17 protein-coding genes, 1 tRNA gene and 3 pseudogenes are annotated in these 16351 nt (G+C 36.5%); 19 read left to right on the forward strand and 2 right to left on the reverse strand.

The features are described 5' to 3' along the window. Positions 1-124 precede the first annotated feature (124 nt). From KHA95_RS04350 to KHA95_RS23090, 10 genes and pseudogenes are all read left to right on the forward strand, one after another. Positions 125-1033: a LysR family transcriptional regulator gene (locus tag KHA95_RS04350; RefSeq protein WP_213136270.1), complete on the forward strand. Its 909-nt coding sequence runs from the start codon at positions 125-127 to the stop codon at positions 1031-1033. Between the two features lie 127 nt (positions 1034-1160). Further along, entirely contained in the window at positions 1161-1760 is a 600-nt protein-coding gene (locus KHA95_RS04355) for a LysE family transporter (protein WP_213136271.1), read from the forward strand. 201 nt (positions 1761-1961) lie between these two features. Continuing rightward, a complete protein-coding gene (locus KHA95_RS04360) occupies positions 1962-2789 on the forward strand; it encodes a dihydrodipicolinate synthase family protein (RefSeq protein WP_213136272.1) in 828 nt (275 codons plus the stop codon). A gap of 169 nt (positions 2790-2958) precedes the next feature. Further along, positions 2959-3195 carry a thioredoxin family protein gene (locus tag KHA95_RS04365; protein WP_213136273.1) on the forward strand — a complete coding sequence of 79 codons (237 nt, stop codon included), beginning with the start codon at positions 2959-2961 and terminating at the stop codon, positions 3193-3195. A gap of 368 nt (positions 3196-3563) precedes the next feature. Beyond that, positions 3564-3635, forward strand: a tRNA-Cys gene (locus tag KHA95_RS04370). Between the two features lie 39 nt (positions 3636-3674). Then, a complete protein-coding gene (locus KHA95_RS04375; RefSeq protein ID WP_213136274.1) occupies positions 3675-4421 on the forward strand; it encodes a YggS family pyridoxal phosphate-dependent enzyme in 747 nt (248 codons plus the stop codon). A 106-nt stretch (positions 4422-4527) separates the two neighbouring features. After that, positions 4528-5763 carry a serine hydroxymethyltransferase gene (locus KHA95_RS04380; protein WP_213136275.1) on the forward strand — a complete coding sequence of 412 codons (1236 nt, stop codon included), beginning with the start codon at positions 4528-4530 and terminating at the stop codon, positions 5761-5763. Positions 5764-6212: 449 nt separating this feature from the next. Beyond that, positions 6213-6581 (forward strand): aminotransferase class III-fold pyridoxal phosphate-dependent enzyme, encoded by a 369-nt coding sequence (locus KHA95_RS23080; protein ID WP_349305438.1) that lies wholly within the window; start codon positions 6213-6215, stop codon positions 6579-6581. 16 nt (positions 6582-6597) lie between these two features. Beyond that, positions 6598-6750, forward strand: a complete 153-nt coding sequence (locus tag KHA95_RS23085; protein WP_283248137.1) for a hypothetical protein — start codon at positions 6598-6600, stop codon at positions 6748-6750. Continuing rightward, a pseudogene (locus tag KHA95_RS23090) lies at positions 6737-7213 on the forward strand (aminotransferase class III-fold pyridoxal phosphate-dependent enzyme). Before KHA95_RS23085 ends, KHA95_RS23090 begins: the two are co-directional and overlap by 14 nt. Here KHA95_RS23090 and KHA95_RS04390 read toward each other — a convergent pair. Beyond that, positions 7206-8102 (reverse strand): LysR family transcriptional regulator, encoded by an 897-nt coding sequence (locus KHA95_RS04390; RefSeq protein ID WP_213136276.1) that lies wholly within the window; start codon positions 8100-8102, stop codon positions 7206-7208. The pseudogene KHA95_RS23090 and the gene KHA95_RS04390 overlap by 8 nt on opposite strands. 247 nt (positions 8103-8349) lie before the next feature. Here KHA95_RS04390 and KHA95_RS04395 point away from each other — a divergent pair, with 247 nt between their 5' ends. The 4 genes from KHA95_RS04395 (at position 8350) to KHA95_RS04410 (ending at position 11888) form a co-directional block, all read left to right on the forward strand. Then, positions 8350-9060: an MOSC domain-containing protein gene (locus tag KHA95_RS04395; RefSeq protein ID WP_213136277.1), complete on the forward strand. Its 711-nt coding sequence runs from the start codon at positions 8350-8352 to the stop codon at positions 9058-9060. A 340-nt stretch (positions 9061-9400) separates the two neighbouring features. Further along, positions 9401-9769 (forward strand): iron chaperone, encoded by a 369-nt coding sequence (locus tag KHA95_RS04400; protein ID WP_213136278.1) that lies wholly within the window; start codon positions 9401-9403, stop codon positions 9767-9769. Between the two features lie 289 nt (positions 9770-10058). Next, positions 10059-10787 (forward strand): metal-binding protein ZinT, encoded by a 729-nt coding sequence (locus KHA95_RS04405; RefSeq protein ID WP_213136279.1) that lies wholly within the window; start codon positions 10059-10061, stop codon positions 10785-10787. A 210-nt stretch (positions 10788-10997) separates the two neighbouring features. After that, positions 10998-11888, forward strand: coding sequence for a PhzF family phenazine biosynthesis isomerase (locus KHA95_RS04410; RefSeq protein ID WP_213136280.1), 891 nt, complete (start codon positions 10998-11000; stop codon positions 11886-11888). Between the two features lie 205 nt (positions 11889-12093). Here the strand turns inward: KHA95_RS04410 and KHA95_RS04415 are convergent, their stop codons facing one another. Continuing rightward, positions 12094-12870 (reverse strand): class I SAM-dependent methyltransferase, encoded by a 777-nt coding sequence (locus KHA95_RS04415; RefSeq protein WP_213136281.1) that lies wholly within the window; start codon positions 12868-12870, stop codon positions 12094-12096. A gap of 192 nt (positions 12871-13062) precedes the next feature. Here KHA95_RS04415 and KHA95_RS04420 point away from each other — a divergent pair. The 5 genes and pseudogenes from KHA95_RS04420 to KHA95_RS04440 form a co-directional block, all read left to right on the forward strand. Continuing rightward, positions 13063-13764 (forward strand): annotated as a pseudogene (locus KHA95_RS04420) (helix-turn-helix transcriptional regulator); the annotation flags it as partial. A gap of 64 nt (positions 13765-13828) precedes the next feature. Next, positions 13829-14224 (forward strand): hypothetical protein, encoded by a 396-nt coding sequence (locus KHA95_RS04425; RefSeq protein ID WP_213136283.1) that lies wholly within the window; start codon positions 13829-13831, stop codon positions 14222-14224. A gap of 62 nt (positions 14225-14286) precedes the next feature. Then, complete coding sequence (locus tag KHA95_RS04430) at positions 14287-15012, forward strand: alpha/beta fold hydrolase (protein ID WP_213136284.1); 726 nt, start codon at positions 14287-14289, stop codon at positions 15010-15012. A 731-nt stretch (positions 15013-15743) separates the two neighbouring features. Further along, the gene (locus tag KHA95_RS04435) at positions 15744-15977 is read left to right on the forward strand and encodes a hypothetical protein (RefSeq protein ID WP_249316586.1); all 234 of its coding nucleotides are present in this window, start codon (positions 15744-15746) and stop codon (positions 15975-15977) included. Between the two features lie 41 nt (positions 15978-16018). Beyond that, a pseudogene (locus KHA95_RS04440) lies at positions 16019-16341 on the forward strand (zinc ribbon domain-containing protein); the annotation flags it as partial. Between the last annotated feature and the right edge of the window lie 10 nt (positions 16342-16351).

A 16351-nucleotide genomic window follows, 5' to 3' on the forward strand; every position in this document is an offset into this window, starting at 1 on the left:
TAAAAGATTAGTGGGTTACATATCTACTTCCGATTATAATTCCCTTCCATAATTAGCAGCAAATTCTTTAATTAAATATGTTTTTCCTTGTAAAATAGGAGACGGGGGAAAGGCGGTGTTCCGTTTGAATTTACAACAATTGAAGTATGCAATAGAAGTAGCAAGTAAGGGATCTATGAATGAAGCGGCAAAAGGTTTATTCATCTCACAGCCGAGTTTATCAAATGCGATAAAAGAATTAGAAAAGAAAATAAAAGTCACTTTATTCATCCGAACTAACAGAGGAGTTACTGTTACGAATGAGGGAGCTGAGTTTCTAGGTTATGCCAGACAGGTATTGCAGCAGTATAACATGCTTGAAGAAAAATACATAAGTGAAAATACAGCCAAGCAACATTTTTCTATTTCAACGCAGCACTATACTTTTGCAGCCAATGCCTTTGTTGAACTTGTAAAAGAATTTGGAACGTCAGAATATGAGTTTACACTACGTGAAACGAAAACGTATGAAATCATTGAAGATGTTAAAAATTTACGAAGTGAGTTAGGGATTATCTATTTAAGTAACTATAATGAATCCATATTATTAAAGTTATTAAGAGAAAGAAATATTACGTTTTCAGAACTGTTCACTACAAGACCGCATGTATTTATAAATAAAAGACATCCATTGTCTAACAAAGAATCTATTAATTTGGATGAATTAGATGATTATCCATGTCTTTCTTTCGAGCAAGGAGAATACAATTCTTTTTACTTTTCGGAAGAGATTCTAAGCACAAGAAGTGTAAAGAAAAGTATCAAAGTAAGCGACAGAGCCGCTATCGTTAATTTCATGATTGGCCTAAATGGTTATACCATTTCTTCGGGAGTCTTTCCTAAATACCTCCATGGAGATGAAATTATTGCCGTTCCTCTTAATGTAGATGAAGTCATCCGTGTTGGAACAATTAAGCATAGCGACGTTACATTAACGAGACTTGGTGAAATATATTTGAGTGCATTAAAAAGATTTGCACAAAATTATAATTGAAAATGGTCTAAATAATGGGGTTGCCATAGTCGCTGGCTATAACAGGTAATGTTATTTTAGTATTATACTATATCGAAAAAACTCACTATACTTACAAATAATAAGAATCATTTGATATGAAAGTGGAGTGAATTTTGATATGGGCGCTCAAATATTATTTTCATTTGTTACATACATACTAATAAGTGCCTTTACACCAGGTCCAGGTAATATTCTAGCATTCAATACAATGACGAATTTTGGGTGGAAAAAGGGAAAACCATTATACCTCGGAATTTTTACCGGTTATTTTTTTGTACAAACATTATGTGCCTTTTTTATTTTTGGATTCGAACACGTAATAAATCCAATAATAATTGCCCTTACATATGCAGGAGCTATTTATATATTATGGCTTGCCTATCAGATTGTCATAAGTAAGCCCGACAAACAAACATCAGAGAAACAACCCTCTTTTTGGACTGGTTTTGTTTTACAAATTGTTAATGTAAAGATATTTTTACTTGGGATTACCTCTTTAACAGGATATATCATGCCTTATTACTCATCGCTAAGCATGTTTTTATTTTTTGAAATGATAATCGCTACAATAGGTACGCTTGCTACGCTTACTTGGATATTTTTTGGAGGCTTATTCCATAAGACCTATTTCAAACATTTTCGAGTAATAAATATTATATTGGCTTTATTTCTTTTACAATGTGCAGTTGCACTTTTATTGACTTAGAATCGTAATCATTACTAGATAGTTATAACTGTTTTGTTCGTACCTGCGCCAAACGATTCTTTATTTTATTTACATAGAAAGATCATGGGGCAATACCTTTAATGATCAAAGCTTTATAAGTTGAAATTTAGAATAAATTGTGAAAATATTTACTTAAGAAGATGAGTTTTCAGAGATAAAAAGGAGAAAGGAGATAACATAATGCTGACAGAAAAAGTTCATATTGCCGTACCAACAGCTTTTTTTGAAGATGAAACGTTAAATATACAAGGGACAATAAGCCATATAAGTGACCTATATAAACAAGGAGTAAAATCTGTTCTAGTCTCTGGAAGTACTGGAGAACAACATAGTCTAAACCTCCAAGAGAAAATTGAGCTTATAAACGGTATAGTACAGGCAGAAGAACTCATTAGTAATATGGAAATTATATTTGGGGTAGCAGCCATTAGACAAAAAGAGGCAGAGCTATTAGCTGAGAAAATTCGCCATACAAAAATAGCGGGAATTTTAATAGGATATTCACCCTATGTTATACCAACCCAAGAAGAAGCAGTTATTTATACAAAGAGGATTATAGATCTCAGTAATAAACCAACCATATTATATAATAATCCAAAAAGAACTGGATTTGATTTAGCGGAAAAAAGTATTATTCAATTAAGTAAGATAGATTTAGTCGTTGGCATAAAAGATGCTGGCAATAAAGAAAAAGTCGAACGAATTAAAAATGGTATACATAGAAATGATTTATATTTTTATGCAGGCGGAGAAGTGGAGTTAGAAAAAAAAGTATTGCATGGATATGATCGTCTTTCTTCTATTGCCGGAAATGTTTCCCCAATTGAAATTAGTCAATGGTTTCAAAAGATGCTTATGAAACAAAAAGTAAGTGAACAAGAAAGCCAAAAAATAGAAAATATTATGGAACAAGTTTATCAAGGAAACGCTATTGTGAATCTGAAAAAAATCATCAATAATAAGGGAATTCCAATAGGAATTTGCAGGAGTCCAATAGGAAATGCTTAATTAGATCGTGAAAATATTGCTAAAGTAGATTTAGGAACGCTAGTATTATGGTTCCTATTAGATTTACCTATAAGAATGATAGGGAATATGATATTGTTTACGCTTCATATCCCCCTCTATAATAAAAATAAGTAGCAATGCTACAAAAAAATTGAGGGAGAGATTGAGAATGTCAAAAGCTGTTTTTTATCATGCGGGCTGTCCAGTGTGTGTAGATGCAGAGCAAGTGGTTCTTGATTATCTTGACAAAACAAAGATTACTACGGAAATTGTGCATCTCGGTACTGAGCAAAATCGTATTAATGAAGCAGAGAAGGCGGGTGTTAAATCCGTCCCAGCTTTGGTGCTTGGCGGAAATGTATATCATATTAATTACGGTGCGAGTCTAGATGAAGTTAAGGGATAAATTCCGAAAAGAAGGTGCTGCTTGTGCACCTTCTTTTCTTTCAACATCTTTAATAAATCGAAGACTTCTATCATTTTTTGCTGAAGAATATCGGATCATGAAATAGTACGGAAAGGATGAAATCCTATGATATTTGATCCTAAGCATCGAAAGGAAAATCGTTCTGCCCACATTAACTTGTCCCTATTCCCAATAACATACTTCTTCTTACTAAGCTATATTTCATCTTCTTGCATTATATAACGGATATTTTACTTTTTGTGATGTTGATTGATAGGTAAAACCAATCATTATGAGTAAAATATTGTAATTGAACCTGTACATGGAAATCAGTAATATCAAAATTATAGAAAATAAATATATTTTTTGGGGGTATAGCCAAAATGGAAAGGCAAAGGTCTGCAAAACCTTCACTTCTGGTTCAACTCCAGATACTCCCTCTAATCAAAATTTCCTTTTAAAAGAAGCGAGGAAGAGAAATGAATGATTTATGGATTGGTGATAATCTGCAGCAAATTAGAAAAAGAATAAATTTAGCTTGTCAATCCGTCGGGAGAAAACCCGAAGAGATAAAGTTATTGTTAGCTACAAAAACTGTGACGGTAGAAAAAATTAAGCAAGCTCTTGATGCAGGTGAAACCCTGATTGGTGAGAATAAAGTTCAAGAATTGCAGCAAAAGTATCCATTATTACAAGAAGATGATAGAGCTGAATGGCATTTCATCGGACATTTGCAGACAAATAAGGTAAGAAGTGTTTTAAAATATGCAACTTGTATTCATTCTGTTGACCGTTTGAAGTTGGGGAAAGAATTACATAAACAGCTCACTAAGGAAAATAGACAACTAGACATTCTTGTTCAAGTTAATACTTCATATGAGGAAAGTAAGTTTGGAATTGCTCCTAATGAAACGTTGAATTTGATAGAACAGCTTACTGAATTAGATACATTAAATCTTAAGGGCCTTATGACGATTGGAAAATTGACCACTGACGTAAAAGAGACCAGAAAATGTTTTCGCTTGTTAAAGTCAATTCAGCAACAAGTTATCCAACAAAATTTTGCAGGGGTTGAAATGGATATCCTCTCGATGGGTATGTCCAATGATTTTGAGGTTGCCATAGAGGAAGGGGCAACACTGGTTAGAGTAGGGACTGCAATTTTTGGAGAAAGGGAATATCCCGACAGTTATTATTGGAATGAACAAATATCTATATCAGAATAATCTGGTCAGCGGGAATTTTTTATGTATCAGGTCGAATTACATTTTCACTAAAAAATGATGCCAAAATTACTATATAAAATAAATGCGCACCAAGGGGGATGATAGAATGGAGAATTTACTTAAACAAGATCCTGCTCTTGCTGAAACGATTCAGCAAGAACTATACCGGCAACGCAATAAAATTGAATTAATCGCTTCTGAAAACTTCGTCAGCGAAGCGGTTATGGAAGCAATGGGTACGGTCCTGACGAATAAATATGCAGAAGGCTACCCTGGACAAAGATATTACGGGGGATGTGAGTATGTTGATACGGTAGAAGAGTTGGCTAGACAAAGAGTGAAAAATCTATTTGGGGCAGAACATGCCAATGTACAACCTCATTCAGGAGCAATGGCTAACGCAGCCGTTTACTTTGCCGCTGTAAATCCAGGTGATACAATCCTCGGCATGGATCTATCACATGGGGGCCATTTGACACATGGTAGTCCCGTGAATTTTTCCGGAAAGCTTTACCGCTTCGTTTCATATGGTGTTAATGAACAAACTTATCAGATTGACTATGATGAAATAAAGAAGCTTGCCTATAAGCATAATCCACGCATGATTGTCGTAGGAGCGAGTGCTTACCCTCGCACGATTGATTTCGAGCCATTCGCTCAAATTGCCGAAGAGGTGGGAGCATTTTTCCTTGTAGATATGGCTCATATTGCAGGCATTGTCGCAGCGGGCTTGCATCCAAATCCCGTGCCGTATGCTCACTTTGTAACAACCACAACTCACAAAACCTTACGGGGACCAAGAGGTGGGATTATTTTATGCCAGAAGCCTTGGGCGCAAGCGATTGATAAAGCAGTCTTTCCGGCTATCCAGGGAGGTCCACACATGCACACGATCGCGGCTAAAGCGGTTGCTTTTGAAGAAAATTCCAAGCCTGAATTTAAGCTATATATGACACGGGTATTACAGAACGCCAATGTATTAGCTCAAACATTGCTGGCGGAGGGTTTGAATGTTGTCTCGGGAGGCACCGACAATCATTTGATCCTCCTTGACCTCCGCAACGTTGGATTAACAGGTAAGGATGCACAACTTCTCCTTGATCAGATCGGCATCACGGTAAACAAAAATGCAATTCCATTTGATCCAACGAGTCCACTAATAACAAGTGGAGTGCGTCTCGGAACACCTGCTGTAACCACAAGAGGAATGGGTCCGGATGAAATGAGGGAGATTGCACGCATCATTGGACAAGCACTAAAAAACCCACAACGGTCAACATTACTTGGACAACTCAATGGGAGAGTCAAGGAAATAACTTCGCAATTCGCTTTGTATGAATAAAACACTCGACAACAAAAAAAGATGTTTAATCCAAAGGAACAGTGATCAGACCGAAAGTATATTTTCCGGGAGGATGATTAGCCTTGTTTAAGTATTTTTAGCTTAACACTGTTTTTATAGCAAGAGGGCAGTGATCCCACTTAAATAATATCTACAACATTGAATTCATTTTAGGACCTTGATACTCGGACAGGGTCTATCCAAAAGATGTAGAAGCCATACGGAAATATTTTCGATCAATTTATTTCGGCACTGCAAAAAGTAAAAAATACTTCAAGGAGTGATGCTATGTGAATCATGCAGAGAACAATGTTCTGTTTCCGACGTATGCGAAATACCCTATTTCGCTAGTCAAAGGAGTTGGCAGCCGATTATGGGACGATCAAGGTAAAGGTATTTGGATTTTATGTCTGGCGTTGCGGTATGCAATTTAGGACATGTATGTACCTGTGAAAGTGAAACAAAGAATTCAGGAACAATTGAATCTCGTTTGGCATGTCTCTAATCTTTTTCACATACCTAGTCAAGAGAAGCTAGCAAAGCTACTCCTAAATCAAAGTTGTATGGATCTCGTTTTCTTTTGTAACAGCAGTGCAGAAGCCAACGAAGCAGGATATCATCAACGTGTACTGGAAATTGGGAGATATGAGATTATTACGTTAGAGAAATCATTTCATGGGCGCACCATGGCAACATTGACAGCAACAGGGCAAGATAAGGTCCAGGATGGCTTTTATTCTTTACCGCAAGGGTTTAAATATGCACGCTTTAATGATTTTCAATTTGTTTGCTTAATCTGTAAAAGAACAAATGAGTGATCGAACTGCGGCAATAATGTTGGAGTTAGTCCAAGGCGAGGGCGGGGTTTACCAAGCGGAACCCGAATTTGTGGCTAAACTTTCGACCTTATGCAAGGAGCATGGAGTGCGCTCATTATCGATGAAGTACAAACTGGGATGGGCGTACGGGAAATTTGTTTGCTTATAAGCAATATGGCATCGAACCGGACATCATCACACTTGCGAAAGGATTAGCCAGTTGATTTCCAATCGGCGTGATGATGGGAAAACAAAAAACATGGTTCGACCTGTAGGGGCGCTCCTCTTGCAGCAACAGCTGGGCTGGCCACGTACTTGATGAACGTATAACAGAACATGTTGCACAAGTAGGAGCGTATGCTTTAAAAAGACTGATAGATCGACTTCAACATTACTCAATAGTGGAATCTATAAGAGGGGTCGGTCTTTTAATTGGTATTCAATGCCGTGATTCAGTTGCTCCAATGATTCAAGAACTGGTTCAACAAAGACTGCCCGTACTTACAGCAGGGACCTATGTGATCCGCTTGTTACCGAGCATATTAATAACTAAAGAAGAAATTGACCAGGCTATTGATCTCATTGAAAACGTGCTGAGGCGTATTGAAAGATTCCTTGCCCGGCCTAGCTAATGGGTTCATCCTTGACTGACGAAATCAATTGTTCCATAAAAACACGACTGGCTGCACTTAAATATTTGTTCTTTCGATGAACAATACCAATTTGTGTAGTGATCACAGGATTTTGAATAGGTACCGTTCGAATTTGTGTATTATCAATATAATCTAAGTAAGCTTTTGGTAGTATGGTGACACCAACCCCCTTGCTAACCATATTGATGATCGATTCCATCGTTGTCATTTCCAGTACGGGCTGGGGGGTGAATGTCAATGAACGGCACTGCTCATTAATCACTTGCCGCAAAAAATAGGTGTCAGGCAATAAAACAGATGGCGTATCCTTCAAAATATGAAGTGTCACAAATGCTTTCTGTGCAATGGGATGATCTATCGGTGCAGCAAGGGCAAGTTTTTCCTTATACAATGGGATGGCTTCTAGGTCATCATGTTCCATGGGCAAAAATACGATCCCAAAATCAAGTTCATTTTGCAGTAATCCTTTGTAAATATCACCAGTACGTAGTCCGTGCACAGAAAGCTCTACATTGGGATAAGCAGAGTGAAACCCAATGACTGTAGGGGAAAGCAAGTAATTAACAACTGTCAGAAGTACGCCAATTTTCAACGTACCTCTCTTTAACCCCTGTAGCTCGCTAATTGCCGCACGTGACTGTGAGAGTTCATGAAACACATTGTAGCTGTGGTGTAGCAATATTTTTCCCGCCTCGGTAAGCATGGTTTTTTTACCAATACGATCAAACAGGGGTGTGCCCACTTCATGCTCCAGTAAGCGAATTTGCTGACTTAGTGAGGGCTGAGCGATGCCAAGCTTCTCAGCCGCTCGGGTAAAATGCAGTTCCTGACACAGGGTCATAAAATATTCCAATTGCCTTAGTTCCAACGAATTCCCTCCCGTATGATATTTCTGAATAATAGGTTTATTCTATCATATATACTAATTCATAATAAATACCTAATAGATAATAAGGATAAGAGAGTGGGTGGACCAAGTTTATAACTTCAAGGATAGAAGCTCAGATTTGCATTTAAAGATCCGTTTCAAATAAATAAAGGGTTACATAGTTTACAAAAACAGCTCTATTCGTTTATGCAGTCTCAAAACATATGATAATAAGGGGGAGAGATTAATGGAGCAGCCATTCATAGAACGAATAATGGTTGGAATGCCGCGAACATATGGACGAAAAGAAGCTAAACAGCCAATGGATCGTGAGTGGACAAGCGGAATTGTGAAGCAAACTGTAAAAGGAAAGATTTGGGCGGGAAAAACGAATCTTCAGGGGGATGGGCAAGCCGATCTCAAACATCACGGTGGGCCGGAAAAAGCAATATTTGTCTATCCCGTCTCGCATTATAATTATTGGCAAAAAAGGCTGCAAAAAACCGATTTTACCGTTGGTGCTTTTGGCGAAAACTTGGCTGTACAGCACATCACCGAAGATGACCTGTGTATCGGTGATATTTTTCATATTGGGGGAGCTATCGTACAAGTTTCACAACCAAGACAGCCTTGTTGGAAGCCGGCAAGACGCTGGAAGATTAAAGATTTAGCTTTACAAATACAACAACAGGGCAGGACAGGCTGGTATTTTCGTGTTCTTAAGGAAGGTGAGATTCAAGCAGGGGATCAGCTTCAACTTCAAGAAAGACCTTTTCCTGAGTGGACAGTGGCGAGATGTAACGATGTTATGCATAATCAAAAACATGATTTAGGATTAGCAGCTAGACTTGCTGCTTGTGAGCTCCTAGCATCTAACTGGCGTACTGTGTTAAACAAACGAGCACAGGGCGAGGGAAAATTAGATATCCGTAATCGGGTAATCGGTCCAAATGAATAATCACCAAGGCGAAAAGCTGATATAATGAATTGAGGAACTTGGGGAATGGGATTCGAATATTTAAAACCACACTGCTTTTTTATTGTTTAGAGGATAATTGGAAATTGTATAGGAGTACATAAACAAAAAATATATATAAGGCATGTTACTGATGGTAGAGATAAAATTCCGTTCCAAAAGCAAACAGGGCTTAAATTTATCTTGAAAAGAATATAAATCAGTCTCTAATTTGCGTTTTAAGTCATTTATATTAAAATATAAACTGAAATTAACCGACGAATCGGTTTGAATAACTATTCTCAATGATATAATTTTTCCTTATAGATTAGGAGGCAACAATATGAACGTTTTTGCAGAATTCTTAGCGAAAATTGATAATCCCCAACATCGAGACAGAACGCATGAGGTGTTGTCTTGGGTAATTGAAAAATTCCCAACTCTAACTCCCGTCATTAAATGGAACCAGCCTATGTTTACCGATCATGGCACATACATTATTGGGTTTAGCATAGCTAAACAACATTTAGCAGTTGCTCCTGAGAGTGCAGGTATCGATCATTTTTCTGACGAAATTGTACAAGCTGGCTATGATCATACAAAGCAATTGGTACGTATCTCATGGAAAGGGCCAGTCGATTTCTCGTTACTTGAGAAAATGATCGAGTTTAATATTTTAGATAAGGCAGAATGCTCGACTTTTTGGCGTTAAATATATACCGTTCGGTTGATTGATTAGTCAATAAAAAAAGCCTGATTTCTCAAGTGAAAGCTGAGAAACTAGGCTTTATTAAATTTATTCTCCTGAACATGATTAATCTGCATTTTTCTTAAACTTATAACGAAAATATAAAATTATTACAGCGTGTTTCCTGATCACTATAAACAGATCAAATAATTTTATTCAGTTTATTGGTACATTTTCCCTTGACGATTATAAATGGAATATGTTACATTCTAAATCGTAATCATTACGATTTAAAGGAAAAGGAGTGTTATCATTGAAAAATTCATTTGCAAAAGGGATAAGTGTATTGGCTATAAGTTCACTACTAGTAGCATGTCAGTCGTTAGATTCATCCGAAAGTGAATCTGCCGCTAAAACAACAACATCACCAGTTACAGAAGCCTCTTCTGAAAGACAAAAGCATGAACACGAACATGAACATAATCATGCACATGATGAAGAAACAGAACAAATTTATAAAGGTTATTTTGATGACAATCAAATAAAGGACCGATCACTTTCCGATTGGGAAGGAGACTGGCAATCTGTGTATCCATATTTACGGGATGGTGCGCTGGATGAAGTATTTAGTCATAAGGCAGAGCAAAAAGGTGACATGACGGCGGCAGAATATAAAGAGTATTATAACGAAGGGTATCAAACAGATGTTGAACGCATTGTCATACAAGAAAAGACTATAACGTTCTTCAAAGATGGGGAAGAATATTCTGGTGAGTATATATATGATGGCTACGAAATTTTAACATATGATGCGGGAAATAGAGGAGTAAGATACATATTTAAACTAGAGCAAGAAGCGGAAGGTCTCCCTCAGTATATCCAATTTAGTGATCATAGTATTTATCCGACTGAAGCTGGTCATTATCACCTGTATTGGGGTGACGATCGCGAAGCATTATTGGATGAAGTCCTTCATTGGCCTACCTACTATCCATCGGAAATGGACGGACATGATATTGCCCATGAAATGATGGTGCATTGAGTTTCGACTTTCGATCAACTTAAGTTAAACGGAGAGAGTTATAGTTTTTAAGTTAACTTGAAAAGGGGAGGGGCCCCTTTTCAAATATGAATCCATTTAATATTTTTCTAATAATATTTATAATAAGTTATAATAAAATTGCCAATAAAATCCCTTCTATCGAACCGTTCAGATAAGGTTTGATTTTCAAGGAGTAAGGAGATATGTATTTTGGTAAAGGTTATCGTTCAGCATGTTGATGCGTTTAGTTCCATTCCAGAGAAAGGCAATCCTGCAGGGGTCGTATTGAACGGCGAGAATTATACAGAAAAACAAATGCTTGCGATCGCCGCAGCAGTTGGATTTAATGAAACAGCTTTTGTCGTTCCTTCACAAATTGCCGACTTTCGTATTCGTTACTTTACACCCGGCCATGAAATAAATGTTTGTGGCCATGCGACAATGGGAACTATCTATGCCCTAAAAACGAATGGATTGCTAGAAAAATCAGCTTTCACAATTGAAACAAATGTTGGTGTACTACCGATAGAGATCCGTGAAGAATATAATCAATTGTATATTACTATGCAGCAGGCGCGACCGCAGTTTCAATCATTCGAAGGTTCAAAGTCTGATTTAGCTGCGGCTATTGGATTAAAAGAAGAGGATATACATCCGGAATATCCGATTGTATATGGCAGCACAGGTATTTGGACGCTAATTATCCCTATTAAAAAGCGATCTAGCTTTTCAAACATGACACCTAACAATAAAGAATTTCCGAATATTTTACAAAAGATGCCGAAAGCTTCTATACATCCCATTTGTATGGAAGTGCGCGATCATGGGAGCAATCTTCATGCCCGTCATTTTTCATCTCCTTATTCGGGAACGATTGAAGATCCAGTTACAGGAACAGCTTCAGGTGTGATGGGAGCGTATTATAAAAAGTATATAAATAAAAATATTAGTTTACCTGCGACACTAATTGTAGAGCAAGGACATGAAATCAATAAAGATGGACGAGTGTATGTCCATGTAAAAGAAAAAGAAGGGGAACTAGACATTTCTATTTCAGGTACGGCTGTTTTTGTGAAAAATATAGAGATTGAATTAGAATAGTTTGTCATAAAGGGAAGAGCCTAACTACAATTTTATGTAGGAAGGCTCTAACGCTTTCCAAAAACAAATGACTGGGAATATTCAAATCAATTCAAAGCAAACAACGATCCATTTTTCTTAACGTACAAAGTGCAATATTTATTCACATTATTAATTAGGGCCACTTACTACCTCAAACATAAAGTTATTGCTAGATCGTTAAAAATTAGTTCTTCATATATTGAACCATCCATTCATCGACTTGTAAGGAATCAATGCTTTGTTCATTTATAATAATATGAAAATATTCGTGAATCTTCTCATCTGCTTTAAGTATATAGTCCGTAACCTTGTCTATTTGATGTTGATTAACCGCCGTTCTTTTTACCCACTCTGGAAATACGTATGTTTTCTTTCTCACCTTTGATTTAATTTCCATTAAATTTGCTTCCGAAAATAAAGGTCTCCACTTTTCAATTGAGAGGCAAGCAGCGTGACTTTCATCTCTCAATCTTTCAAATGTATTCATGAATTTTGCCAGGTGACTTTCTTCAGGAACTACATTATCAATCATTAGAAAAGAACCATTTGGTTTTAGCACTCGGGCAACTTCTTTAACAAATCTGTCCGGATTCGGAAAATGATGGGGAGCAATCCGACAAGTAATTACATCAAAGGTTTGATCTAAAAATGGAAGATTCTCAGCATCTGCAATGACATAAAAAATATTTTGAAAAGAGCTTCCTAAATGTTGGGACGTATTGGCTAACATTTCTTTCGTTAAATCTGATGCAACCACTTGTTTGACATGTGGTGCTAATGCTTTTGCTACATGTCCACCACCTGTTGCAATATCTAATGCAATCCAATGATCTTGAGGTTTTAGCCAATCCACCAGCAATGTAAGGTCTTCCCCTTTGGAATGAGATTCACTTGTTACATATTTATTCGCATTGTTCCCAAATTGTTTAATGACTTTTGCCTTCACATTTTCCTTATCCACTTCAGCTCATCCTTTCCTAACAAGTTTCAACTACATAATTATATTATGATGGACTAGTGGATAAAAATGAAGCATATCAATGTGAGAGCAAATGATCATAAATAGTGTATATATTTGGTGAGATAAGTCGTTCCATTATTATCACAAAATTGGTCTTTGATGTCCAAAAACTCTTTACTATTCAGCTATTTGAAAATAATCGCTCGAAAAGGTGACGGATTATTTATAAACAATGGCTGCTTACACATGGCAGAGGGGAAGGATCAATCCGGTTGTGTGTATGTTTGTTTAAATGTTTCTCCTCATTTTCTTTTATCACAAGAACTCTACGCAATTTATGTATCTCCCTATATTCAGGCGACCAATTTACCTTGCGTTCTTGTCGAAGCACATGCAGTTTGGGGGGAAAATAGATTAAATGCCATTTTAAAAATCAAACAGCTAATTGAGGAAAAAACAGACTACTTTGAAATTGGTATAACTATGCAACTAACGTTAATTTGGAAAAACTTAATATTAAATGGTTTTCAACCAGAATATGTTCAGACAGAAATGGTAAAGTGTGAGCGAATGAAGCAAATGTTAAGTTGGATACACCTGCATTATGATAGGAAAATTATGTTGGATGACATTGCAAGAGCAAGGCAATTGAGTCGCTCTGAATGTTGCCGGTACTTCAAGCGGATTTTAAAAACGACACCGTTACATTACGTGATGGACTACCGAATTGAAAAAAGCCTTGTCCTATTGCAAGAAGCGGAGTCTAATGTTACTGAAGATGCTTATCAAGTCGGTTTTAATAGTACAAGCTATTTTATTGAGAAATTTCGAAAGTCAATGAACATGACGCCATTGGCCTACAAAAAAGATAAAATGAATGATGAATTAAAATAGCAGCTCTATACTAGAAAAACACGTACTGTTTGACCTGAGTGTTTGCAAAAAAAGGAGGGAGAAAATGAAAAAAATTGGAGTGATTTTAGGTATCGTCATCGTTATGATTGGTGTGTTCATATTTGTAAATAAATCATACTATCCACATCTTCCAATCGAGCATTTATCAGCAAAAGAAGTAATTGAAAAACTGGAAGAATCCGATCGTAAAGTAGTGGAAATTGCAAGCGAAGATGAAGCCATTTGGTATATAACAAGAAGCGAAAATCAAGGGATTTCAATCGCTGATGAACAGATTAAAGAAATGATCGGTTCGAAGGGCTGGATTTTTAAGGAGAAAGAGGGCAGCGGCTTATTTTTTGAAAAAGATGGTGAAAGATTAGTTGCTACAACACAAATGTGGACTAAAAAATATGTTATTGTAAAAATTCAAAGCAAATTTTATTCAGCTAATGGATGAATTTTCTTTAAAAACATTTTTTCTTAGTTATGTAGTTAAGGAAATGGTAGGGGGGTTACATAGTGGAATTTAAGGAATTTGGTGACGGTGATGAATTATTACTATTTCTTCATGGTGGTGGTGTAAGTAGCTGGATGTGGGAGTCGCAAATAAATTATTTTAAAGATTATCGTTGTATAACTCCTGATTTGCCGGGGCATGGAGCAAGCAGTGATGAATTATTTTCTATGAAATATACAGTAGAAACATTATGGAGTTTACTCGAACATATAGCCCCAAATAAAAAGTGGAACATTATTGGATTTTCCCTAGGTTCTCAAGTCGCTCTTCAAATGATAAGTGAACGACCAAACGCTTTTAAACGAGCGATGATTAATAGTTCATTAATTATTCCGCAAAAGATAATGAAAATGTTTGTTACTCCGACAATATATTTAACCTACCCCTTGATAAGAAAAAAGAAATTTGCTAAATTGCAAGCGAAAACAATCGGTATTAGCGATACATATTTTGAAAAATATTATTTAGATACGTGTAATATGAGTAGAGAGAATCTAATAAGAATTTTGAAAGAAAATTTAAGTTTTACACTTCCGCCCAATTTAGCTAATGGAAACACTCAGTTCTTATTCACAATCGGTGAGAACGAAAATTGGTTAATGAAGCAGTCCATTAAAAAACTTGCTAGTTTTGGAAGGACTGTAACGATTGAAAACGTAGGACATAATGCACCATTAGAAAATCAACAATCATTTAATCAACTGCTCGATGAACTATTAAGTTATTGATTTAGCGAGAGTGTTTTTAAATTTCCAATCTCCGGGTTAGGTTTCGCCTTTTATAAGAAGGATGCTATTGACTTTAACTGTTGGAGTGGTCGGAGCTTTAACAACAGTATTGCTTTTGTTCTACAAGTAAAATCAAATCACAGCGTTTATGAAAAAGTTGCCAAGCATTCCCCCTTGATTAGTATTTAATTAAAGGGGTGTTTTTGTATGAAAAAACAAATCACTCAAATGAAAACTGGGATCAAATAATGATTGTAATCATGATTGAAAATAAATGGCTATTTAAATTAAGTCTAAAAAAATGACGACATTATTAGAACATATTGTAATTAACGTAAGTTATGCAATTAAAGTTAGTGAAGTGTTGAGCAAAATTTATTGCAAATTTTGATATAGAAATGAAAGAATCATATGTTCAAAGGAGAGGAGATAGTATTTATTTATTTGTTTGTTTGCCACTAGTCGATTGGGGCATATGTGTTCACTTAGGTAACTGGTACCGAATAGTGGGAGGTAGTCGTTGGTTAAAATCTTTGTTGGACATCCTTTTGACTTATGTAACTAATGTAAGTCTTTCGAGAGAATCGAAAGTGATTTATGTACTTCGTTATATTTGACAATAATGATATAGAAAAAGAGGGATGTACAATGAACAATAAAAAGTGGCTATCCATTTTATTGTTCATTGCTTTTTTCATCATAATTTCTCTTCCTACCCCTGATAGTTTGCATTGGCTGGTCAAAGGGCTTTAGGTATATTAGCTTTAGCAGTCATTCTCTGGATGACAGAGGCTGTCGCTTATCCGGTAAGCGCTGCTATCATTGTTTGTCTTATTACCATTTTTATCGGTTTGTCCCCAACAATCGATGATTCTTCACTGCCCTATACGACTCAAGGGGCTTTGAAATTAGCTTTAGGGGGATCAGTTGGATGGTTGGCGGTGCATTATTTATCGCTACCGTAATGGAATTAACAGGCTTGCATAAACGTGTAACGCTTTTTATTCAAGCCCTTCGCTTCGGTAAAAGCGTTCACGACAATGGTTGGGGCATGTTCACTATTTTCTTAGCGTACAAGCTGGAAGTAGAAGGGAAACAACTTGTGAAAATCGATGAGTGGTTCCTTTCTACGAATAAGCGTTCTTGTTGTGGCGTAAACCGATGAAACTATATGAACGCACTTACCGTTGTTCATGTGGATATGTAGCAGATTGTGACTATAATTCCGCAATCAATATCAAAAATGAAGGCGACCCCCTTATTGGCATTAGCATAGAAGTAAAAACTCTTGGAACAAGAGGGTTAGCTCGGTCATTTTTCGTTAGCTAGTAAAAGTAAC

The sequence above is a fragment of the Bacillus sp. FJAT-50079 genome (assembly GCF_018343515.1).
Classification (GTDB): Bacteria; Bacillota; Bacilli; order Bacillales; family Bacillaceae_C; genus Lederbergia.

Bases quoted from the DNA above. Each gene is read 5' to 3' on its own strand.
- KHA95_RS23085 (WP_283248137.1), top strand. From the start codon at position 6,598: ATGTTGGAGTTAGTCCAAGGCGAGGGCGGGGTTTACCAAGCGGAACCC.
- KHA95_RS04380 (WP_213136275.1), top strand. From the start codon at position 4,528: ATGGAGAATTTACTTAAACAAGATCCTGCTCTTGCTGAAACGATTCAG.
- KHA95_RS04375 (WP_213136274.1), top strand. From the start codon at position 3,675: ATGAATGATTTATGGATTGGTGATAATCTGCAGCAAATTAGAAAAAGA.
- KHA95_RS04365 (WP_213136273.1), top strand. From the start codon at position 2,959: ATGTCAAAAGCTGTTTTTTATCATGCGGGCTGTCCAGTGTGTGTAGAT.
- KHA95_RS04395 (WP_213136277.1), top strand. From the start codon at position 8,350: ATGGAGCAGCCATTCATAGAACGAATAATGGTTGGAATGCCGCGAACA.
- KHA95_RS04400 (WP_213136278.1), top strand. From the start codon at position 9,401: ATGAACGTTTTTGCAGAATTCTTAGCGAAAATTGATAATCCCCAACAT.
- KHA95_RS04360 (WP_213136272.1), top strand. From the start codon at position 1,962: ATGCTGACAGAAAAAGTTCATATTGCCGTACCAACAGCTTTTTTTGAA.
- KHA95_RS04425 (WP_213136283.1), top strand. From the start codon at position 13,829: ATGAAAAAAATTGGAGTGATTTTAGGTATCGTCATCGTTATGATTGGT.